The organism is Cryobacterium sp. N22 (assembly GCF_002929555.1).
Lineage (GTDB): Bacteria > Actinomycetota > Actinomycetes > Actinomycetales > Microbacteriaceae > Cryobacterium.
On record NZ_PJJP01000036.1, the window covers coordinates 59915 to 81524 of the forward strand.

The window sequence follows — 21610 nt, forward strand, 5'->3', positions numbered from 1 at the left end:
TGTGCTTGACTTCGCCGACTAAACCGGTCTAGGTTTGGCCCTAAACCGGTTCAGGCATCCGCGGATGCGAACTGGTCGCCATCAACGAGGAGGCCCCGTGCAGTCCACCCAGGATTCGGTCAAGAATTCCGCCAAGGTGACCATTGCCGACGTGGCCAGGGAGGCCGGCGTCAGCAAGGGATTGGTCTCGTTCGCGCTCAACGACCGGCCAGGCGTAGCGGTGGAAACGCGGGCCCGGATCCTCAAGATTGCGTCAGCGCTCGGCTGGACACCGTCGTTGCGTGCCAGGTCGCTGTCGTCGAAGCGGTCCTTCGCGCTCGGCCTGGTCATCGCCCGTGACCCGGAGGTGCTCGGCTCCGACCCGTTCTTCACCTCGTTCATCGCGGGTGTCGAGACGGTTCTCGCCCCGGAAGGTCTCGCCCTGGTGCTCAGTGTTGTACCTGACGCGGAGACCGAACTGCAGACCTACCGCACCCTCGTCACGGACGGCCGCGTCGACGGGGTCTTCCTCAGCGACCTGCGCATCGACGATGCGCGCATCACCTACCTGGCCGAGCTCGGGCTACCCACGGTCACCCTCGGCCGGCCCGACCAGCCCAGCCCCTTCCCGGCCGTGTCGATCGACGACACCCACGGGATCGCCGAATCGGTGCGCCATCTGGCCGGTCTCGGGCACCGGCGCATCGCCCACGTCGCCGGCAGCCCCGCCATGCTGCACGGCAGCCGGCGACAGGAGGCCTTCACCGGCGCCATGCGCGCGGCGGGCCTCGGCGACGGCCAGGTCGTGGAGACCGACTTCTCCATCGCCGCCGGCGCCGACGCCGCACGCCGGCTGCTCAGCCAGCCCGGGCCGCCCACCGCCATCGTTTTCGCCAGCGACCCCATGGCCATTGCCGGCATCGGGGTTGCCCATGAGCTCGGCGTCAGGGTTCCGGAGGACGTGTCGATCACCGGGTTCGACGACATCGAATTCGCCCGGTATCTGTACCCGGCGCTCACCACCGTCGGCGCCACTCCCCTGGTCTGGGGCCGCGCGGCAGCCACCACCCTCCTCGGACTCATCCGCACCGGAAGCGCCGAGGACGTCGACCTTCCCGCTGCCCGGCTGATCGTCCGGGGCTCGGCGTCCATCCCGGCGCCGCACTGAGACCTATTGCCGCACTGAGTCGTATAACTGCACACCATGCCGCAGCAGAGCCGCTGCGGATTCATGAATGGAGAAGGACATGCACAGCAGCACCACAACACCGCACCGCAGTGCGCGAGCGACCAGGCGACTCCTGGCCGCCGCCGCCACCTCCGCGGCCATGATCGTCGCCCTGGGCGCCTGTTCCAGCGGAGGCGACTCCGGTTCGGCCACGGAACGCGGCGATATCACCATCTGGTATTCGAACAACGAGAACGAGGTCAAGTGGGGCAAGGCGATGGTCGACGCCTGGAACGCCGAGAACCCCGACGAGCAGGTCAAGGCGCAGGAGATCCCGGCCGGGAAGAGCAGCGAAGAGGTCATCGGCGCCGCGATCACCGCGGGCAATGCGCCCTGCCTGATCTTCAACACCGCACCGGTTGCGGTGCCGCAGTTCGTCAAGCAGGGCGGCCTGGTCGACCTCAGCAGCTTCAAGGACGGCGACTCCTACATCGAGGAGCGCACCGGCGACCTGAGCACGCAGTACCAGAGCGAGGACGGCAAGTTCTACCAGATGCCGTGGAAGTCCAACCCGGTGATGTTGTTCTACAACAAGGACCTCTTCGCCGCGGCCGGCCTGGACCCGGAGAACCCCGCCCTGGCCACCTACGATGAGTTCCTGGCCACCTCGCGCACCCTGGTCTCGGCCGGCGTGTCGCAGTATGCCATCAACCCGGCGGCAACGAGCGAGTTCTTCCAGAGCTGGTTCGACTTCTACCCGGCGTACGGGAACGAAACCGGAGGCACCCTGTTCGTCGAAGATGGCGAAGCCACCTTCAACTCGGACGAGGGTGTCGCGGTCGGCGAGTTCTGGAAGACCGTGTACGCCGAGAACCTCGCCGGCAAGGAGAAGTACACCGGTGACTCGTTCGCGGACGGCGTGGCCGCCATGGCCAGCGCGGGACCGTGGGCGGTGTCCGTCTACAAGGATGTGGTGAACTGGGGAGCTGTTCCCTTCCCCACCAGCTCCGGCGTCGCCCCTGAAGACGCGTACACCTTCAGCGACGCGAAGAACGTCGGCATGTTCACGGCGTGCAAGAACCAGGCCACGGCCTGGGATGTGCTCAAGTTCGCCACCAGCGAGGAGCAGGACGGCCAGCTGCTCGAGCTGACCGGCCAGATGCCCCTGCGCCAGGACCTCCCCGAGGTCTACCCGGACTACTTCGCGGCGAACCCGGCCTACGAGCAGTTCGGTGACCAGGCGTCGCGCACGATCGAGGTGCCCCAGGTGCCGAACTCTGTCGCCGCCTGGCAGGCCTTCCGGGATGCCTGGACGAAGACGGTCATCAGCGGTGAGGGCGACGTCGCCGACGCGTTCGACGCCGCGGCCGACAAGGTCAACGAACTGATCGCGGAGCCGTAAGGCTGATGTCCTCGACCGTCTCCTCCGGGAGCGTCACCCCGAGCCCCGCCGCCAGGCCCGCAAAGCCTGGCGGCGGGGGCCCCCGCCGGGGCCGCCGGCGCCAGCTGCTGGGCAGGAACCCCCTCGGGCTGCTGCTCAGCGCCCCGTACCTGATCTTCGTGCTCCTGGTCTTCGCCTACCCGCTGGTCTTCGCCTTCTACATGTCGTTCCACGACTACTTCTTCGCCGCACCCGGCGCCGTAGTGGACCGACCTTTCGTCGGGCTGGCCAATTTCCAAGAAGTGTTGACCGACCCCGCCGTCGTCCGCTCGTTCGGCAACGTGGGTATTTTCCTGCTGATCAACGTGCCCCTCACCGTGGTGCTGTCACTGGTGCTCGCCACAGCGCTGAACAAGATCGTGCGTGCCCGCACCTTCCTGCGGGTGTCCTTCTACGTGCCGTACGTGACGGCCAGCGTCGCCGTCGTCGTCGTCTGGCTGTTCCTGTTCAACAGCAATGGCCTGGTCAACCAGATCCTCGGTCCGCTGGCGCCCGATCCGACCTGGCTGATCAACCCGCTACTGGCGATGCCCACGATCGCCATCTTCGTCACCTGGAAGCAGATGGGTTTCTTCATCCTGCTCTACCTGGCCGCCCTGCAGAACGTCTCCGACGAACTGTATGAGGCCGCGGCGACGGATGGTGCGGGCAAGATCCGCATGTTCTTCTCGATCACCGTGCCGGGCGTGCGGCCGGCGACCGTGCTGGTCCTGTTGCTGGCCACGGTCACCGGCGCGAACCTCTTCACCGAGCCGTACCTGCTCACCGGCGGCGGCGGCCCGAACGGGGCATCCTCGTCACCCGTGCTGATCATGTACCAGCGCGGTATCGAACAAGGCGAGCCGGGCATTGCCGCCGCGATCGGGGTCATCCTCGTGATCGGCGTGCTCATCCTGGCATTCGCCCAACGCAAGCTGGCCGGAGGGGACGAATCATGAGCAACGCACAGAACCCGGCGGTCGCCGCGGACCTCGCAAAAACGGACCCCGCTGCGGCGAAAAAGGCGCGTGCCGGCGCCGCTCGGCCCCGCGTCCGCAAGGTCGACGGCTTGAGCCGGGGGCAGAACATCCTGCGGTACGTGGTTCTCTCCATCGGTGCGCTGCTGTTCCTGTTCCCGTTCTACTACATGGTGATCGGCTCCCTCCAGACGACGCCGGACCCGACCATCGCCGGGGCGTTCCCCAATCCGGCGAACATCACCGGCCAGAACTACGTCGACATCAACAGCCGCATCAACCTGTTCCAGGGACTGGTCAACTCCGGGATCTTCGCCGGCGGCGTCATCCTGTGCACCGTCGTGTTCGGCGTGTTGGTCGGCTACGCCCTGGCGCAGCTGGAGTGGCGCGGACGCGGCGTCACCTTCGGGCTGATGCTGCTCGTGCAGGTGATTCCCTTCCAGCTGCTGATGATTCCGCTCTACGTGATGATCGCCAGGGACTACGGCCTGGCCGACACCTACGCGGGCATGATCCTCCCGTTCGCGATCAACTCGACGGCGGTACTGGTCTTCCGGCAGTACTTCCTGCAGGTACCCCGGGCCCTCTTCGACGCCGCCCGCATCGACGGCGCCGGCGAGCTGAAGATCCTGTGGAGCATCGCGTTGCCGCTCGTGCGGCCGGCCCTGCTGACGGTGGTGCTGCTCACCTTCATCGGCCCGTGGAATGAGTTCCTCTGGCCGTTCCTGATCACCAAGGAAACCTCGCTGCAACCGCTCGCGGTCTCGCTGGCGAACTACCTCACCAATGTCGCGGGCACCGCCGCGAACCCGATCGGGGCGGTTCTCGCCGGCGCCTGTGTGCTGGCCGCCCCCATGGTCATCCTCTTCATCATCTTCCAACGGCATTTCGTCTCGAGCGATATCGGCTCCGGCGTGAAAGGTTAGTCATGAGCTCCACCACCACAGCATTTCCGTACACCCTCACCAGGATGGGCGTCATCATGACGCCGGAAGCCGGCAACGAACTCGAGGCTGAGGGCGTGCTCAACCCCGGCAGCGGGCACACGCCGGACGGCACCCTGTACCTGCTCCCCCGGCTCGTTGCCAGCGGCAACGTCTCCAGGGTGGGACTGGCGAGGGTGATCATCGAGAACGGCGTACCCACCGGCGTCGAACGTGAGGGCGTGGTTCTCGCACCCGATCGCGGATGGGAGCGCGGGGCCAACAACGCCGGCGTCGAAGACCCCCGGGTCACCTTCGTTCCGCGGCTCGGCCTGCACGTGATGACCTACGTCGCCTACGGGCCGCTCGGCCCGCGCACGGCAATCGCCGTGTCGGAGGACCTGCGCGACTGGCGGCGCCTCGGCCCGGCCTTGTTCGCCTATGACGAGGCCCTGGACATGGACCTCAACCTGTTCCACAACAAGGACACCGTCTTCTTCCCCGAACCCGTCACCGCGCCGGACGGCGTGGAGAGCTTCGCGGTGCTGCACCGGCCGATGTGGGACCTGGACGAGACCAAGCCCGGTGAGGGCATCCGGGTGCCGGCCGGCGTGACCGACCAGCGGCAGAGCATCTGGATCAGCTATGTGCCCGTCGCCGACGCGGTGGCGGATGTCTCGGCGCTGACCCTCTGGCGCGGGCACCGGTTTCTGGCCGGACCCGAGTTCCCCTTCGAAGAGCTCAAGATCGGCGGCGGCCCGGCACCGCTGCGGGTGCCGGAGGGCTGGCTGCTGCTGCACCACGGCGTCACGGGCATCCTCGCGAAGGCGTTCGACCAGCAGCAGAAGGTGAACTACGCCGCCGGCGGCATGATCCTGGACGCCGACGACCCCACCATCGTGCTCAGCCGCACGAGCGAACCGTTGCTGAAGGCCGAGACCGCCGACGAGACCAGCGGCATCGTGCCCAATGTGGTGTTCCCCACCGCGATCGAGGAGATCGAGGGGCAGTTCTACGTCTTCTACGGCATGGCCGACTCGAAGATCGGAGTGGCCAGGCTGGACCGCCGCGCCGCCGAGTAGACCCAGCGGGCGGCAACTGTTGCCCGTTCGGACACGTGCGCCCGGTACGCCGGGCGCACGTGTCCGTTTCGGGAACAGTTAGCGGCGGTGCGGCTGGGGCTGGGCGGCTAGGGCTGGGCGGCCGGCGGCGGCGCGGCGGGGAGCAGGCCCAGGCTCGACTTGAGCTGGTCGGCCGCGACCTGGTCGTCCCGGTCCGCGGCGAGATTGGCCTCGAGGTTGGCCTCGGTGACGGCCGTGAGGATCTCGGCACGCTGGATCGAGATGCCCCGCGGGGCGTCGACGCCCAGGCGGATGCTGTCGCCGCGTACGTCGAGCACGGTGATGACGATGTCGTCACCGATGAGGATCTTTTCCCCCTGTTTGCGCGTGAGAACCAGCATCCGTTCAGCCTATCGCGATCGGGTCGGACGGCCCGGCGGACGCCGCCGGCTCGGGCGCAGGCGCCGGGGCCAGCCAGCCGATCGGCAGGCCCAGCTCCCGCACCGTTCCCGGGGTGGCGGTGGAGTCGATGCCGAGCACCGCGATGCCGTCGATGCTGACGTCGGCACCGGCATCCCGCACCCAGCGGGCGGTGTCTGAGGGCTTGCGGCCGGCGTGCACCACGGCCCAGACCTGGTCGGCGCCCAGCGCGGCCACGGGACCGGCGGGTTGGGGGCCGGCGGAGTGCGGGCCGGCGGGGTGCGTGCCCGGCCGGGCCGGCAGACCTCGGACGACGAGAACGCCGCGGCCCTGTTCCACTCCCCTGGCCCGCGCGGCGAGGGCCGAACGCCGGTCGGTCACGGCGTGGTCGGTGCTGTCGACCATCGGCGCCGTGGGGCCGCTGGAGAGCAGCCGGGCGGCCTCGAGGACATCGGCGTGCAGCCCGATGAGCACCACCAGGTCGCCGGGGCCGTCCAGAATCCTCGGCGCTCCCGGGGTGAGTTCCACCGAATCCTGGGCGGCGGCCGCCGCGGCGGCGTCGGTCGTCGCCACGGCGTGCCAGGGCAGCGGCACCGGCACGGCCACAGCCTGTGCGGCACGGGCGGGCGATGTCGCAAAGGTGAGCTCGTCCATCAACCTGGCGAAGTCCGGCGTGTCCGTCGACACGACATCCGCTGACGCGGCCGCTTCGCGTGCGCGGCGCCGGGCCGGGGCTGGGCCGGTCGGGGCTGGGCCGGCCGGGGCTGGGCCGGCCGAAGCGGGGCTTGCCGGAGCAGGCCCGGCCGGGACAGCACCGCCGGTCGGCCACGGTGCCCTGTCGCCGTGCAACAGCGACTCGGCGTCATCCGCATCGTCGAGCAGGGCCGCGATGCCGAGCCGGGTGCTGAGCTCGTCGCGGGCGTGCGACGCGCGCCGGCGACTCGACGGGACCGCCACCAGGATCTCGGCCGGTTCGTCCGCCGGCACCTCCACGGTCACCTCGATGTGCCGTTTGGCGAAGAACCCGCGGATGCCGCCCACGGTGACCTGCTCTGCCGCGATGATGCGCGCGCCGTCGCCGTGCTCGGCGGCCACCCGGGCCTGCAGCTCGGGCAGGGTGGAACCCTCAAGCCGTAATCGTTTCGGTTCCACGGACCACCCCCACGGTCTCGATCGCGACCCGCGCTGAGGTGACCTCCTCGTAGGACAACACCGGCAGGCCGCCCGCCTGGGCGGACACCAGACGGCGGATGGCCGGGCGCAGGGCCGGCGCGCAGACCAGCACGGCCGTGAGGCCGCTCGCCTCGACGGTGGCCATGGCCGTGCGGAGCGAGCCGAGGATCGCGTCGATCCGCACCGGGTCGAGCAGGATCTGGCTGCCCTGGTCGCTGGGGCGCATGCCCTCGAGCATCGACTGCTCCAGCCCCGGTTCGATCATGATCACCCTGAGCACCGCGCCGTCCAGGTACAGCGCCGTGAGGGCGGGACCGAGCGCCTGCCGGGCCGCCTCGACGAGGCCCTCGGGATCGGCGGAGACCTTGGCCCGCACCGACAGGGCCTCGTAGATGCGAGGCAGGTCGTTGATCGGGATCTGCTCGGCGAGCAGGCCCTGCAACACCCGCTGCACCTCGGCCAGCGACAGCAGGCCGGGAATGAGGTCGTCGACGGCCGACGGGCTGACCTGGCGGACGCCATCCGTGAGCACCCGCACGTCTTCGCGGGTGAGCAGCCGGGCGGCATTGCCGGTGATGATCGAGGACAGGTGGGTCACCAGCACCGAGACCCTGTCGATGACGGTGGCGCCGGCCATTTCGGCGCGGGGCCGCATCTCACCCGGCACCCACTTGCCGACCAGGCCGAACACCGGCTCGACCGTCGCGGTGCCCGGCAGTGACTCCAGGTTGTCGCCGAGCGCGAGCACCTTGCCGGCAGGGGCGACGCCGCGGCCGGCCTCGACCCCGGCGATGCGGATGGCGTAGGTGGACGGCGGCAGGTCGATGTTGTCCCTGGTGCGCACCGGCGGCACGACGACGCCGAGGTCGATCGCGACCTTGCGGCGAAGCGCCCGCACCCGGGCGAGCAGGTCGTCGGAGGCCCCGGAGACCAGGTCGACGAGGTCGGGGGCGAGCTGGATCTCCAGCGCGTGCACGCGCATCTGCTCGATGAGGTCTTCGGCGGTGTCCGACCGGGGCGCGAGACTCTCCACGGCCGCCGCCGAGGCGGCTCCGGCCCTGGCCTTGGCCTCGTTGCCCTTGATCCGCTGGGAGATGATGATCAGTCCCGCGCCGACGATGATGAACGGGATGATCGGCATGCCGGGGATGAGCGCCATCAGGATCGCGGCGGCGCCGGCGATCATCAGGGCGGTGCGCGACTGGGTGAGCTGGGCCGACGCCGTTGCGCCGATGTCGGACTCGGCGTTGGAGCGAGTGACGATCATGCCGGTGGACACGGCCATCAACAGGGCGGGGATCTGGGTGACCAGGCCGTCCCCGATGGTCAGCAGGGCGTAGGTGTTCAGCGCGTCGCCGACCTCCATGCCGCGCTGCAGCATGCCGATTGCGATGCCGCCGATCAGGTTGATGATGATGATGATCAGGCCGGCGATGGCGTCACCCTTGACGAACTTGGAGGCGCCGTCCATGGCGCCGTAGAAGTCGGCCTCGGCGGAGACCTCTGCGCGCCGGTCCTTGGCCTGCACGTCGGTGATCAGGCCGGCGTTGAGGTCGGCGTCGATGGCCATCTGCTTGCCGGGCATGGCGTCGAGGGTGAACCGCGCGCCCACCTCTGCGACACGTTCGGCGCCCTTGGTGACGACGACGAACTGGATGACCACCAGGATCAGGAAGATCACCGCGCCGATGATGATCGACCCGCCGACGGCGACGTGGCCGAACGAGGCGATCACTTGGCCGGCATAGCCTTCCCCCAGCACCAGCCGGGTGGAAGCGACGTTCAGGCCGAGCCTGAACAGGGTGGCCACGAGCAGCAGCGACGGGAACACCGAGAAGTCCAGCGGCTTCTTGACGAACATGGTGGTGAGCAGCGTCACCAGGGCGAGCAGGATGTTCACGATGATGAGAACGTCGAGCAGCCCGGCGGGGATCGGCACCACCAGGAGCAGGATGATGCCGACCACCCCGATGGGAACGGCGAGTTTTGCGAGCGTGCTGTTCACTTAGGTGGCCTCCGACGGGCGGGTGGGACGGGTCTGGGTCTGAGTCTGGGTCTGGGTCTGGGCGGGATGGGTCATGGTGTGCACGCCGGCCCGGGAGCCGCGGGTCTTGAGGGCGAGGACGAACGCGAGCACCCGCGCCACGGCGTTGTACAGCTCCACCGGGATCTCCTGGCCGAGCTCGCAGGCGCCATGCAGCGCCCGGGTGAGCGGGATGTCCCGAACGATGGGCACGGTGTCGGTCTCGGCCTGTTCGCGGATGCGGGCGGCGATCACCCCGGCACCCTTGGCGACGACCCGGGGCGCGGACTTACCGGGCTCGTACCGGAGCGCGACGGCGAAGTGGGTGGGGTTGATCAGCACCACGTCGGCGGTGGCGACGGCGGCGATCATGCGGTTGCGGCTCATCGCCAGCTGACGGGCACGGCGCTGCGAGCGGATCAGCGGGTCACCCTCCGAGCTCTTGTGCTCGTCGGTGACCTCCTTCTTGGTCATCCGGGTGCGCTTGCGGTTCCGCCGCATCACGACCATCACGTCGGCGGCGGCCAGCACGAGTCCGGCGATCACCGCCGATTGCACCAGGGCGGCGGTGCCGTCCCCGGCCGCGCCGATCAGCACGTTCACCGGGAGTCCCCCGGCGGTCATCAGCACCGGGGTCAGGCCCTGGATCACCGCGGTGAGCACCACGCCGACGACAATGGTCTTGAGCAGGGCCTTCACCCCCTGCCAGAGCGCCTGGGTGCCGAAGGTGCGGGCGAGCCCGGTGACCGGGTTGAACTGGTCGTACTTTCCGGCGACCTTCTTCACGTGGATGCCGCCCTGCGCGACCGACGCCGCCAGTACCGCCACGCAGACCACGGCGAGCATGGGCGTGAGGATGCCGCCCATGGCGCCCAGCCCCTCGGCGAGCAATTGCAGGGCCCGCTCGGGGTCGGGGTTCTCGGCCACCGCACGGATGTCGAACAGCTGCGCCCGCCCGGCCGCGGCGCCGGCCTCGATGGTCATCGGCATCATCACCGCGGCCGCTCCGATGCCGACCCAGGCGGTGAGGTCCTGCGAACGAGCCAGCTGGCCCTTGGAGCGGACCTCGCGCATCCGCTTCTCGGTGGCCTGTTCGGTACGTTCGCCGGAGTCGCTCATTTAGCGCACGCTCCACATGCCGGCGACGGCGTCGTCGGTGAGGGAGGCGACGATGCCGGGCAGGGCCATGAACCCGGCAGCGCCGAGGGTGAGGGTGATCAGGATTTTGAGCGGGAAGCCGAGCGCGAAGGCGTTGAGGGCGGGGGCCACCCGGGTGAGGAGGCCCAAGCCGGCGTCGGCGAGGAACAGCACCACGATGAGCGGGCCGGCGATCTGTACCGAGGCGAGCAACATCTGGCCGACGGCGGCGGTGATCGTCTCCATCGGCACGGCCAGGTCGATGCCGCCGCCGACCGGTAGCGCGGCGAACGAGCGGGCGAGGCCGCCCAGGATGAGCTGGTAGCCGCCGGAGGCGAACAGGAGCGCCAGCGCGGTCATCTGGTAGAGCCTGGTGAACTGGGCGCCGTTGACCATCGACTGCGGGTCGAAGCCCTGCGCGAGCTGGAAGCCGCCGAACTGGTCGATCAGGTTTCCGGCCGACTGGATGGCGGAGAACACGACGAGCACCAGGAAGCCGAGCACCCCGCCGACGACGATCTCGAGCAGCAGTGCGAGGATGAAACCGCCGGTGTCCGGCGAGACGTAGCCGGGCACCACCCGGGGGGCCACGGCCAGGGCCAGGCCGATCGAGAGCATGCCCTTGATGCGCAGCGGGAACGCGTTGAACGAGAACGGCGGCGCGATGACGAGGAACACGACCAGGCGCACCCCGGCCAACATCACCGCCTCCAGCCAGGCGAAGTCCAGGGTGATGTTCACCTAGCCGCCGCCGATCAGGCCGGGGATCTTGTCGAACAGGTTGGTGGTGAACGAGACGATCTCGGAGATCATCCAATGCCCGCAGATGAGCATGGCGAAGCACACCGCGATGGCCTTGGGCACGAACGAGAGCGTCACCTCCTGGATCTGGGTGATCGACTGCACCAGTGAGATGGCGAAACCGACCACCAGGGCCGTGATCAGGATGGGCGCGGAGAGCTTGGCGGACACGACGATGGCCTGCAGGCCGATGTCCAGAACGGCGTTGGAATCCATCAGCCACCCCGGTAACTGTTGACCAGGGTGGTGATGACCAGGCCCCAGCCGTCGACGAGGATGAAGAGCAGGATCTTGAACGGCAGGGAGATCATCACCGGCGGCAGCATCATCATGCCCATCGACATCAGCGCCGCCGATACCACCAGGTCGATGACCAGGAACGGGATGAAGATCACGAAGCCGATGATGAACGCCGCGCGGAGCTCGGAGATCATGAACGCGGGGATCAGGGTGAGCAACGACACCGCGGCGGGATTGGCCGGGTTGGGCTGGTCGGAGGCGCGCACCATCAGCGCGAGGTCTTCCTGCCTGGTGTGCGCGAGCATGAAGGTGCGCAGCGGCTCCGACCCCGTCGCGACGGCGTCGTCGAAGGTCATCGAGCCGTTCAGGTAGGGCTGCAGGGCCTCGGTGTTGATGTCGGTGAGGATGGGCGACATGATGAACAGCGACAGGAACAGGGCCAGCCCTGCGAGCACCTGGTTCGGCGGGATCGACGGCAGCGCGAGGGCGTTGCGGGTCATGGCGAGCACCACGAAGATCTTGGTGAACGAGGTCATCATCAGCAGCAGCGCCGGTGCCACCGACAGCAGAGTGATCCCGATCAGGGTCACGATGGCCGAGGACGGTGCCCCGTTGGGACCGTTGATCTCCACGGTCAGGCCGGTGCCGGGGGTCGCCGCCGGTGTGGGGGTGGCCGGGTCGGTGGGCGCGATCGGCTCGGTGAGCTGCGCCGCGTGGCCGGTCGAGGCGACGAGCAGCATCAGGGCCCCGACGATGACGAGCACCAGCGCCGCCATGACGAGGACGCGGGCCAGCCGCCGGCGCCGCTCCCTCACGGCGGCGGCGTGAGCCGCGAACTCTGACCGGCCGAGAGGGTGGTTCGTGGTGTTCACCGGCCGGGCCGGAGCAGGGCGGCGGTCTGTTGCCAGGTCGACGGGGAGAGGATGGATCCGCCGAGCCGGGCGCCGGCGCTGCGGTCCCGGCGCGGACGGAAGGTGAGGGGCGGCTCGGCCGGGGTGTCGGTTTCCGGCGGCACGAGGGTCGGGCCACCGGATGCGGCGTGCAGCGACCTGGCGAACGCCACCGCCGACCGATCGTTGCCGGAGCCGGCCCGCACCGGGCGGCTCGCCGCGACGGCGCCGTGGTCGGTCTCGGCGTCGTGCAGCACGCTGATCGACTGCTCGGTGACGCCGAGCACGAAGCGGCGGCCGTCGACATCCACCACCACCACGGATGCCTTCTGGCCGACGCCCTGCCGGCCCACGACGGTGACCACGTTGTTCGTGCGCGCTCCGGCGCCCCGGCTCAGGCGTCGTTGCAGCACCCAGAGCAGCCCGAGCACAACGGCCAGGGACAGGATCACTCGCAGGGCGACGACGACGGTGTCCACCTAGGTCAGGCTCTCGGCGACGTCGAGGATCTTGGTGATCCGCACCGCGTAATCCTGGTCGACGACCACGATCTCGCCGTGGGCGATCAGCCGGCCGTTGAGGAGGATGTCGGCGGGCGATCCGACGGAGCGGTCCAGTTCGACGACGGCGCCGGGTTCGAGGGCGAGCACGTCGCGCACCGTCATCCGGGTGCGGCCGATCTCAACGGTGAGGGCCATCTCCACGCTGTTGATGCGGCCGAGGTTGCCGACCACGGTGCGGTCCCCGGCGGCGGCGGCCGTGCCGTTTTGACGCAGGCGGATCGCGAACCAGCCAAAGGTGACGCCGGCGCCGGTGAGGTCGAAGACCACGGTCTCCGGGTCGAGGAACAGCGTCGTGGCATCGTCGATCCGCGCGTCGCCCAGTACGCCCAGGCCGAGGACGCCTGCGGCGCGTTCGAGGGCCGGGCGGATGATGTCCTCCCGCGAGACGAGTCCGCTCTCGGCGCCGGCCGCCGCGTCGAGGGAGCCCGGATCGGCGAGCACCACGGCGAGGTCGGCGGAGGTGGCGCCCACGAACGAGGCGACGACGGCACCGTGCACGGCTCCCCCGGCGCGGCCGACGACGACGGCGCCGGAACCGGCCGCCGCGCTGAGGACGGTGGGCGTGGGCAGCACCGTCAGCAGGGCGTCGACAGCCGCACCCGCGACGCCGTCGGAGAGCCCGGAGCCGATGACCCCGGTGCCGCGGGCGGCTGACGGTGACTGGGCGGAGGCGGGGCTATGAATCGTCATGGAGTCTTTTCCTCGGTGTCGATGATGATGCAGGCCAGGCGGGAGCCCGTGGAGCCGACGGCCGCGCGGGCGAGAGTGCGGCCATCCACCACCAGGTCGAGCGGCCGGTGGGTGGGATGCGGGATCGCCAGGACGTCGCCGACGCCGAGGGCCAGGATGGCGCTCGGCAGCACCCGCGCGTGCGCGAGCCGCAGCGACACGTCGACGGGCACCCAGCCGAGCTGGGCACGCAGCAGGTCCACCGGCGGGGTGGCCGACATCGGCGGACCGGGCTCGCCGAGTTGGGGAAGCAGCGCCTCGGCCGGCAGGGCCAGGGTCGCCGCCGTGGTCTTGTCGCCGACCCTGATGATGAAGGACGCCACGATCATCAGGTCGGAGGTGGCCGCGGCCTGCGCGAACTGGGAGTTGTACTGGATGCCGCCGACCGCGATGGGCAGGGTGAGCAGGGCGCCGAGCGAGTAGCGCAGGTCCTCGAGGGCGTCATCCATCAACCGGCGAACGAGGGCCTGTTCGATCTGGGTGAAGGGGCGCTCCGGCGGTGCGGGCAGCCCGGTGCCGCCGAGCATGTGGGCGACCCAGAACAGCGCTGCCGCCGACGGGAACTGGAGGACGGCCTGCGCTTCGAGGCCCTCGACGGTGCAGAGCACCATGGTGGTCGTGGCCGGCAGTGAGGCCGCGTATTCGTCGTAGCCGCTCATCACGACCTGCTCGCAGGTGACCTGCGAGATCACCCGCACCTGGGCGGTCAGCTGGGTGCCCCACTGGCGGGCGAAGGTCTCGAAGGCCAGCTCCAGCACCCTCGCGTGATCCCGGGCCAGCGTCGTCGGCCGGCTGAAGTCGTAGACCTCCACCGCGCGCGCGGCTTTTCCGGGCACGCCGGTGCTGATGTGTTCCTGGACCGTCACGATTGGCACTATCGGCCGGGCGGAAACGGATGTTAGCGACAGCGGCAAAGTCGTCGGTGCTGATTTCGGTGCCTTCGGAGCGACCAACTCAAGCCCACAGCCTGAGGGCGATCGACGCCATGAGCGGAATCGCCGACGCATCCGATGGCCCGGATTGGCTCCTTGACCTGAGCGGTCCCGTTCGTCAGAGTCCCTTCGGTGACAGGGTCAGTCTGCGGCCGGTTCGGCGGTGCCACCGTTCCGGAGCTGCGCCCAGTGGCGGAGCCGTTCGGTGATTGCCTTCTCGTATCCGCCGGTCGTGGGTTCATAGAAGGTCTGCCGTGGCAGGCCGTCCGGGAAGTAATTCGCTCCGGAGAAGCCGGTCTCGGTGTCGGGGTCGTACTGGTAGTCCTTGCCGTAGCCCAGGTCCTTCATGAGGCGGGTCGGGGCGTTCAGAATGTGCGCCGGCGGCATCAACGAGCCGGTTTGCTTCGCCGCGGCGCGGGCCTTGTTGAAGCCGCGGTACACGCCGATCGATTTCGGCGCGGTCGCCAGGTAGAGCACGGCCTGCGCGATCGCGAGTTCGCCTTCGGGCGAGCCGAGACGTTCGTACACGTCCCAGGCGGCCAGGGCCTGCTGTATCGCGTTGGGGTCGGCCATGCCGATGTCTTCGGTAGCGAACCGGGTGATGCGGCGGGCTATGAACAGCGGGTCCTCGCCGCCGTCAAGCATCCGCGCCAACCAGTACAGGGCTGCGTCAGGGTCGGAACCGCGCATCGACTTGTGAAGCGCGGAGATGAGGTTGTAGTGGCCCTCCTGCGACTTGTCGTACAGCGGCGCTCGTTTCTGCACCGCCGCGGCAAGGGCCGCCGAGTCGACGGGCCCGGGCAGCGCCTGCACTTGCTCGATCATGTTCAGCAGGTACCGGCCGTCCCCATCCGCCATCGCGACGAGAGCCTCCCTGGCGCCCTTGTCGAGTGGTAGCGGTGCGCCGAGAAGGGCCTCGGCGCGGCCGATGAGGGTGCCTAGGGCGGCGGCATCGAGGCGTTTCAGGACGAAAACCTGACAGCGGGACAGCAGCGCGCCGTTGAGCTCGAAGCTGGGGTTCTCGGTTGTCGCGCCGACGAGGACGATCGTGCCGTCTTCGACGTAGGGCAGGAACGAGTCCTGCTGTGCGCGGTTGAAGCGGTGGATCTCGTCGACGAACAGCAACGTTCCCTGGCCGACTTCCCTGCGCCGCTGTGCCGCTTGGAACACCTTCCGGAGGTCCGCGACACCCGAGAACGTCGCCGACAGCGGTTCGAATGCGAGGTTCGTCTGCTCCGCGAGGAGCCGGGCAATGGTGGTCTTCCCACTGCCGGGCGGCCCCCACAGGATCATCGATACCAGCCGGTGCGCACCGACCATCCGGCCGATCGGGGCGTCATCGGCGAGGAGATGGTCCTGACCGACGACGTCGGTCAGGATGCGGGGGCGCAGCCGGTCGGCCAGCGGCCGGGACTCGTCATCCACCTCGAACAAGGATGGCGGCTGCTCGCTCACGATCCCTCCTCCACTCGATGTCCCGCGGCGAGGTCGTAGGAGCCGTGCACCAGGTTCTCGACGAGCCGCTTGGTGACGCCCCGGCCCGCGCCAACGGAGATCCAATGCTGCTTGTTGAGGTAGTGCCCGGCCGTGATCGAGTCGTGGTCGCGGCGGAGAGCGTCCCCGTGGTGCGGGTCCACCTTCACGGTGATGATCTGCAGATCAGAGTCATCCTCCGTGACGATGAGAAACACCTTGTCTCGCACCTTCCACACGTCCAGGTGCGGTGTGAACGGTCGCCCGCGACTAACGTGTGCGAGTGCCGCCGCGGTGTCGCGGGCGGTCTGCTGCAGCTGCTCTCCCGAGAGCGTCACTGCTCGCTCCTGCCGAACGTTGCGGGGTCCACAGGGCGCTTCGCTCGGGGCAGGTTCTCCACGACGAGCAGGTACGACTCGGTCACCAGGTCCTCCACGAGGCGCTTCGGCAGCTCTCCGCCGGGGTGCAGGGTGATCCAGTGCTGCTTGTTCATGTGGTAGCCGGGCGTGATGTCCGCAAACTCCTCCCGGAGCGCTTTGCCGTCCTCCGGTGCGGCCTTGATGATCACGATCAGTTCCCCGGTGATCCCGGTCAACAGCATGAACACCTTGTCCCGCACCTTGAACACTTCCCAGTCCGGGCCGAACGGATGCTCGGCCCCGGCGCCGGGGAGCTCCTCCACGCGGTCCCTGGCGTAATGCTGCAGCGTGTCGGCCCGCATATGCCCTCCAAGATCAAAGTCGCGAGAGTGAAAGTACGTACAACGGTACGTACTTCGACCGACATAGGGAGAATCTGGTGCGGAAAGGCACACCCAACGATGCGAATCGCAGCACAGGCGGGCGTGCCGCTGGGGTCGATGACCTTACGCTGCCCGCGCCGTCGACGCCCTGATGTGGGGGTGGTGGAGCTACCGATCGTTCCACGCGGACGTGCCACTCGACGAGGCCATGGACCGGCCCGCGTATCGAGCGCTCCTCGACAACCCCACCCGAATAGACGCAAAGGGGAATCCGGGCCCGACTTCACCTGCCCCGGATCTCGGGCATCGATGCAGTTGTTTGCGCGAGCTCAGTGACCGGAGCTGACCACCGGTTTGTTCGCGCCGGTCTTGTTGCCGCTTTTAGCCGGGACGCTCTCGGCCGGTTTCGTCTCTTCGGGCACGGCCGTGCCGTCGAGCACCGACGGGATCAGGGCACGCACACTGTCGGGCTGGTTGGAGAGCAGCACTACGTCGACCCTTCGGTTGCGGGCCATCGCGGCCAGGTCGTCGCCGGTGTCCACCGGCCGGGCCGAACCGTAACCGATCGCGCCGATCCGTTCCTGGGCCACCCCGGTGCGTTCGACCAGATGGCGCAGCACCTGCGTGGCCCTGGCGCTGGAGAGCTCCCAGTCGGTCGGGTAGTTGATGGTCACACCGTGCCGGTCGGCGTGCCCTTCCACTGACACCTCGCGCTGGCTGCCGGCCAGCACCGGGCCGATGGTGTCGAGCACCGAGACCGCCTGGCCGCTGAGGGTGGCGACGTTGGGCTCGAAGAAGGTCTCCGAGCCGATCAGACCCACCGAGAGGCCGCGTTCGTCGATGGTGTACTCCACCAGGGTGTCGAGTCCGACGGCGCTGAGCGCCGCCTCCATGGCCGCCTGCACGGCGGTGAGGTCGTTGACCTCGGCTATCGCGAGATCGAGGTCGGTGAGACCGACATCCTGGTTCACCGCCGGGGTGTCGACGAGGTCGGCCGGCACCACGATGCCCTCCGCGGTGTCCACCTTGCCCACATCTACCGCGCCGAAGCCCGTCGCCAACGAGTTCTTCAACTGCACGAACTTGGCCTGGTCCACCGTCGACATGGCGAAAAGCACGATGAACATGCACATCAGCACGGTGACCATGTCCATGTACGAGGCCATCCAGCGCTCGTCGACGTGCTCCTCGTGTTCCTCTTCGAGACCACGACCGCGGCCCCGGCCGCGTCCGCTCACGCGGCCTTCTTGAGCGGCTTGGGCGACGACTTGCCGGCCTTGGCGCCCTTGGCGGATGCCATCGGAACCATGGCCTGCAACCGCTCGCCGAGCAGGCGGGGCTGGCTGCCGGCCTGCACGGCCAGCGCGCCCTCCATGAGCAGCATCATCCGCTCGGCCTCGATGTCGGAGAGCCTCTTCAGCCGGCTGCCGATCGGCAACCAGAGGAAGTTGGCGGACAGGAGTCCCCAGAGCGTGGCAACGAACGCGGCGGCGATCATGGGGCCGAGGGTAGACGGGGTGTCGAGGTTCTCGAGAACGTGGGTGAGCGAGATCACGGTGCCGATGATGCCCACCGTGGGGGCATAGCCGCCGAGGGTGGTGAAGAACTTGGCGGCGTTGCGGCTCTCCTTGGTGCGGGTTGCGATCTCGTCTTCGAGCAGGATGCGCAGCTCGTCACCGTCGGTGCCGTCGGCGATGTTCTGCAGCGCGCCGCGCAGGAACGGGTCGGTGATCGAGTCGGCCTCCTGCTCGAGGGCGAGCAGGCCGGAGCTGCGCGCCTTTTCGGCCAGGCCGACGACCTGGTCGATGAGCTTCTGGGGCGGGGTGGTCTTGCCCAGGAAGGCACCGGGCAGCGCCTTGACGGCCTTGACCGTGTCACGCAGCGTTCCGCCGGCGATGCCGACGGCGATGGTGGCGCCGAAGACCAGGACCATCGGGGCGGGCAGCAGGATCGCGGTGATGTGCGAGCCCTCGATGGTGATCATCGCGAAAAGCGCGCCGAAGGCCAGCACGATGCCGATCAGGGTTGCGGGATCCATCTATATTCTCCGGGGGCGCAGGGGGACAACGGCGTCCGGTCGGGTGTCGGGGTCGCCGGCGGAACCATCTCCAGCGCTGTAGGCCAGGCCGATCACGTGAGCCCGGTAGGCCGCGATCTTCTCGATGACCTCGGCCAGGCTCTCGGTAACGATGAATTTGGCCCCATCCACCATCACGAGGGTGGTGTCAGGGTTGACGTGGATGCGTTCGATGAGGTCGGGATTGATCGCGAACTGACTGTCGTTCAGCCTGGTTACAACGATCATGGACCCGTCCCTGGTTCCCGGACGACTCCAGCAGTCGTCAACGACCACTGTCGGCCGCTCCCTGCGCTGCGTTAGGGGGCGATGGGAGCCGGAGACGTCAGGGCTAGAACGTAGCCGCGCGGAGCATCCCGCCGCCCTCGATGACGGTCACAGAGAACGGTGCGCTGATCGACGGCGTGCCGACGGCGGCCAACCCGGCCCGGCGGCTTGCGGCGTCGTCACCCATGATCGAGACCACGATGGCTCCGGGCTGAATCGTGGGATCCGACCCGACCATGAACCCGGCGGTCGACCTCAGTCCCGCCTCGTCGAGTGCATCGATGACCTGGTTCGTCACAGCGTCAGCAGCCGCCTGGTACTCGGTCGCAGAGAAGCCGAGGCCTTCGACGGTGGTGTACGGCAAACCGGTGGCGTCGAGAGCCGCGATCGCCCCGGCCGGCGCGTCACCGGCGAAGGCCATCGTGAAGGTGCGCGATTCTCCGAAGTAGCAGTAGGCGTAGTCGTCGGCGAACTCGGTCTCGATCACACTCGCGGCGTCACCCAGAGGCTTCTGGTAGAGCGCCCATTCCTGCTCTTGCGGGGAGTAGTCCAACTCGGCGAGGGTGTGCCCGGGGTAGATCTCCCGCGCCATGATGGAGGCGTCGTCAGAGGCAAGCCCGGCTCCGGCATGCTCGGTGACGCGCCATGCCGCCGCCGCTTCGGCGGGCTCGCTGGGGCCAGGGGTCGGGGCCAGTGCAACACCCAGGGAGAGCGCCGCGGTCGCGAGGATGGCCCCGGCCCGAATGCCCCTGGTGGCGGCCGTTCTCATCCAGTTCCCCTGCCCGATCACTTGTGCGCCCATAAGGCGAAGCTAGCCGTCATTCGCGGTGGGGGCAAGTCATTTAAAAACCCGATCACAAGCCGATTAATGCTGAGATGATCGCGGTCTCACCTGGGCCCAAAAATCTTATCCACAAATTGACATTTGCTCACACAAAGCTTCGTAATCGGGCTAGATTCAGGGCATGACAAACCAGTCGACTCTCGCAGATACATTCGTCGCTCCTCGCGACGATGCGCTGGTGGGTGCGGCCCTCGACGTGGCCCGGCTGGGCTCCTGCAGCACCGACTACGACACATTGTCGGATGCCGCTGTGCTGGCCGGTCAGCGCACTCTCGCGCAGGCGCAGCGCGAGCTCGATACCCGCAAGGCCTGGATGGCGAAGACCCTGGCCCAGCGTTCCCGGTGGGAGCTGGGCCACTCCGGCCTGGCTGCGCAGCAGGGTTTCCTCAACCCTGAGGCCCTGATCCAGGAGCTGACCGGCACGAGCAAGGTCGAGTCGCGGAAGCTCGTCGGGGTGGGGCGGATGCTCGCCGAGACCGAAGAGGCCGAAGCGCAGGCGGCCGCGTTCCGGGCTGCCGAGGACGAGGCGGCCCGCCGGTTGCTCGACGGTGCGCTGGATGGCGCGCTGGATGGTGCGCTCGACCCGGACTCCCCCGACGCCCTGGACCCCGCCGCCCTGGACTGTGCGGTTCCGCTGCTGCCGCCGGCGCCGGCGCCGTGGCACGCACCGATCTCGCACGCCGTGACCGGCGGCACCCTCTCTATCGATGCCGCCCACGCCCTGCGCACCGGCCTGGGCGACATCGACACCGTCGTCACCGGTGCGGCCCTCGCCGACGCCCTGGCCGGGCTGCTCGTTGACGCCGAAGCGATGAACGTGGACCAGCTGCTCAAACGAGCCCGCCAAGTACGTGACACCCTCGACGAGGCCGGCATCCGGGTGCGCGAACAGAAGGCCTGGGACGACCGCTACCTGCGCATCTGGACCCTGAACACCGGCCAGGTCCGCGTCGATGGCCTCTTCCCGCCGGAACAGGGCGAGTTCATCAAATCCGCCTTCGACAGCTTCACCAGCCCCCGCCGCGGCGGCGTGCGCTTCGTCGACAGCGACCGGGCCGCCTGGGCCAAACGGGTCAAGGACGACCCGCGCACAACCACCCAGATCACCTGCGACGGCTTCATCGACCTGCTCAAGGCCGGCACCACCATCAACCCCCACAACATGCTCGGCGGCCGACGCCCCGCCGTGCAGATCCTCACCGCCCACACCCCGGCCGCCCGGCCCGCCGCCGCAGGGCCCACCGATACCAACGAACCCCACGCCACCGACGCACCGGCTGCACCGGCTACACCGGACGACATCCTGATCTGCCTACCCGGGCAGGCCGGCCACGGCTACATCGAAGGCAACAACGCCCCGGTCTCCCCCGAAACCATCGAACGCCTGATCTGCGACTCCGGCACCGTCGAGATCAGGCTCGACGAGTTCGACCGGCCCCTCGATGTCGGCCATGAACAACGACTGTTCAGCCGGGCCCAACGCCGCGCCCTCGCCGCCCGCGACGGCGGCTGTAGGTGGCCAGGATGCGACCGGCCCCCGGCCTTCACCGAAGCCCACCACATCGACCACTGGCTTCGGGACCACGGCAGAACCGACATCAACCAGGGCATCCTGCTCTGCCCCGCCCACCACATGCTGCTGCACAACCAACGCTGGCAAATCTTCGAAAACACCGGCTGCTACTGGCTCCGGCCACCCGCCAGCATCGACCCCGGGCAGACCCTCATCGAGATGCCCAGCCACAGGGGCATGCCGGACGCTCTCTGAGGC

Annotated in this window: 23 protein-coding genes; 6 read left to right on the top strand and 17 right to left on the bottom strand. The window is 68.7% G+C overall.

Annotated elements, in window-relative coordinates; all coding sequences use genetic code 11:
- Window positions 1-97: 97 nt before the first annotated feature.
- The 5 genes from CXY76_RS11720 (at window position 98) to CXY76_RS11740 (ending at window position 5549) form a co-directional block, all read left to right on the top strand.
- Window positions 98-1147 carry a LacI family DNA-binding transcriptional regulator gene (locus CXY76_RS11720; RefSeq protein WP_233199744.1) on the top strand — a complete coding sequence of 350 codons (1050 nt, stop codon included), beginning with the start codon at window positions 98-100 and terminating at the stop codon, window positions 1145-1147.
- A gap of 79 nt (window positions 1148-1226) precedes the next feature.
- Window positions 1227-2549: an extracellular solute-binding protein gene (locus tag CXY76_RS11725; protein WP_104164988.1), complete on the top strand. Its 1323-nt coding sequence runs from the start codon at window positions 1227-1229 to the stop codon at window positions 2547-2549.
- Between the two features lie 5 nt (window positions 2550-2554).
- Complete coding sequence (locus tag CXY76_RS11730) at window positions 2555-3526, top strand: carbohydrate ABC transporter permease (RefSeq protein ID WP_104164666.1); 972 nt, start codon at window positions 2555-2557, stop codon at window positions 3524-3526.
- The gene (locus CXY76_RS11735) at window positions 3523-4470 is read left to right on the top strand and encodes a carbohydrate ABC transporter permease (protein WP_199190282.1); all 948 of its coding nucleotides are present in this window, start codon (window positions 3523-3525) and stop codon (window positions 4468-4470) included. The genes CXY76_RS11730 and CXY76_RS11735 overlap by 4 nt, the downstream gene beginning before the upstream one ends.
- Before the next feature lie 2 nt (window positions 4471-4472).
- A complete protein-coding gene (locus CXY76_RS11740) occupies window positions 4473-5549 on the top strand; it encodes a glycosidase (protein ID WP_104164668.1) in 1077 nt (358 codons plus the stop codon).
- Between the two features lie 107 nt (window positions 5550-5656).
- Here CXY76_RS11740 and csrA read toward each other — a convergent pair whose 3' ends face one another.
- From csrA to CXY76_RS11825, 17 genes are all read right to left on the bottom strand, one after another.
- Window positions 5657-5929 (bottom strand): carbon storage regulator CsrA, encoded by a 273-nt coding sequence (gene csrA / locus CXY76_RS11745; protein ID WP_104164670.1) that lies wholly within the window; start codon window positions 5927-5929, stop codon window positions 5657-5659.
- A 4-nt stretch (window positions 5930-5933) separates the two neighbouring features.
- Window positions 5934-7100, bottom strand: a complete 1167-nt coding sequence (locus tag CXY76_RS11750; RefSeq protein ID WP_146073441.1) for a hypothetical protein — start codon at window positions 7098-7100, stop codon at window positions 5934-5936.
- Window positions 7075-9126, bottom strand: a complete 2052-nt coding sequence (locus CXY76_RS11755; RefSeq protein ID WP_104164673.1) for a flagellar biosynthesis protein FlhA — start codon at window positions 9124-9126, stop codon at window positions 7075-7077. The genes CXY76_RS11750 and CXY76_RS11755 overlap by 26 nt, the downstream gene beginning before the upstream one ends.
- A complete protein-coding gene (locus CXY76_RS11760) occupies window positions 9127-10263 on the bottom strand; it encodes a flagellar biosynthesis protein FlhB (protein ID WP_104164675.1) in 1137 nt (378 codons plus the stop codon). It lies immediately after the preceding gene.
- On the bottom strand, window positions 10264-11022 hold the full coding sequence (locus tag CXY76_RS11765) for a flagellar biosynthetic protein FliR (RefSeq protein WP_104164677.1): 759 nt from the start codon (window positions 11020-11022) through the stop codon (window positions 10264-10266).
- Window positions 11023-11298 (bottom strand): flagellar biosynthesis protein FliQ, encoded by a 276-nt coding sequence (gene fliQ, locus CXY76_RS11770; RefSeq protein WP_088456015.1) that lies wholly within the window; start codon window positions 11296-11298, stop codon window positions 11023-11025. It abuts the gene before it with no gap.
- Entirely contained in the window at window positions 11298-12098 is an 801-nt protein-coding gene (gene fliP / locus CXY76_RS11775; protein WP_104164992.1) for a flagellar type III secretion system pore protein FliP, read from the bottom strand. The genes fliQ and fliP overlap by 1 nt, the downstream gene beginning before the upstream one ends.
- Window positions 12099-12190: 92 nt before the next feature.
- Window positions 12191-12691: a flagellar biosynthetic protein FliO gene (locus CXY76_RS11780; protein WP_104164679.1), complete on the bottom strand. Its 501-nt coding sequence runs from the start codon at window positions 12689-12691 to the stop codon at window positions 12191-12193.
- A complete protein-coding gene (gene fliN, locus CXY76_RS11785) occupies window positions 12692-13465 on the bottom strand; it encodes a flagellar motor switch protein FliN (protein WP_104164681.1) in 774 nt (257 codons plus the stop codon).
- A complete protein-coding gene (locus CXY76_RS11790; RefSeq protein ID WP_233199746.1) occupies window positions 13462-14370 on the bottom strand; it encodes a flagellar motor switch protein FliM in 909 nt (302 codons plus the stop codon). The genes fliN and CXY76_RS11790 overlap by 4 nt, the downstream gene beginning before the upstream one ends.
- A gap of 207 nt (window positions 14371-14577) precedes the next feature.
- A complete protein-coding gene (locus CXY76_RS11795) occupies window positions 14578-15891 on the bottom strand; it encodes a replication-associated recombination protein A (protein WP_233199748.1) in 1314 nt (437 codons plus the stop codon).
- Window positions 15888-16247, bottom strand: coding sequence for an MmcQ/YjbR family DNA-binding protein (locus CXY76_RS11800; RefSeq protein ID WP_104164685.1), 360 nt, complete (start codon window positions 16245-16247; stop codon window positions 15888-15890). The genes CXY76_RS11795 and CXY76_RS11800 overlap by 4 nt, the downstream gene beginning before the upstream one ends.
- Entirely contained in the window at window positions 16244-16630 is a 387-nt protein-coding gene (locus CXY76_RS11805; protein ID WP_104164687.1) for an MmcQ/YjbR family DNA-binding protein, read from the bottom strand. Before CXY76_RS11805 ends, CXY76_RS11800 begins: the two co-directional genes overlap by 4 nt.
- 350 nt (window positions 16631-16980) lie before the next feature.
- On the bottom strand, window positions 16981-17889 hold the full coding sequence (locus tag CXY76_RS11810; RefSeq protein WP_104164689.1) for a flagellar motor protein MotB: 909 nt from the start codon (window positions 17887-17889) through the stop codon (window positions 16981-16983).
- On the bottom strand, window positions 17886-18689 hold the full coding sequence (locus CXY76_RS11815; RefSeq protein ID WP_104164691.1) for a motility protein A: 804 nt from the start codon (window positions 18687-18689) through the stop codon (window positions 17886-17888). The genes CXY76_RS11810 and CXY76_RS11815 overlap by 4 nt, the downstream gene beginning before the upstream one ends.
- Window positions 18690-18956: a flagellar FlbD family protein gene (locus tag CXY76_RS11820; RefSeq protein WP_104164693.1), complete on the bottom strand. Its 267-nt coding sequence runs from the start codon at window positions 18954-18956 to the stop codon at window positions 18690-18692. It lies immediately after the preceding gene.
- 103 nt (window positions 18957-19059) lie between these two features.
- Window positions 19060-19764 carry a hypothetical protein gene (locus CXY76_RS11825; protein WP_104164695.1) on the bottom strand — a complete coding sequence of 235 codons (705 nt, stop codon included), beginning with the start codon at window positions 19762-19764 and terminating at the stop codon, window positions 19060-19062.
- A 196-nt stretch (window positions 19765-19960) separates the two neighbouring features.
- On the opposite strand from CXY76_RS11825, the gene CXY76_RS11830 reads away from it, so the two are divergent.
- Window positions 19961-21607, top strand: coding sequence for an HNH endonuclease signature motif containing protein (locus CXY76_RS11830; protein ID WP_104164697.1), 1647 nt, complete (start codon window positions 19961-19963; stop codon window positions 21605-21607).
- Window positions 21608-21610: the final 3 nt, after the last annotated feature.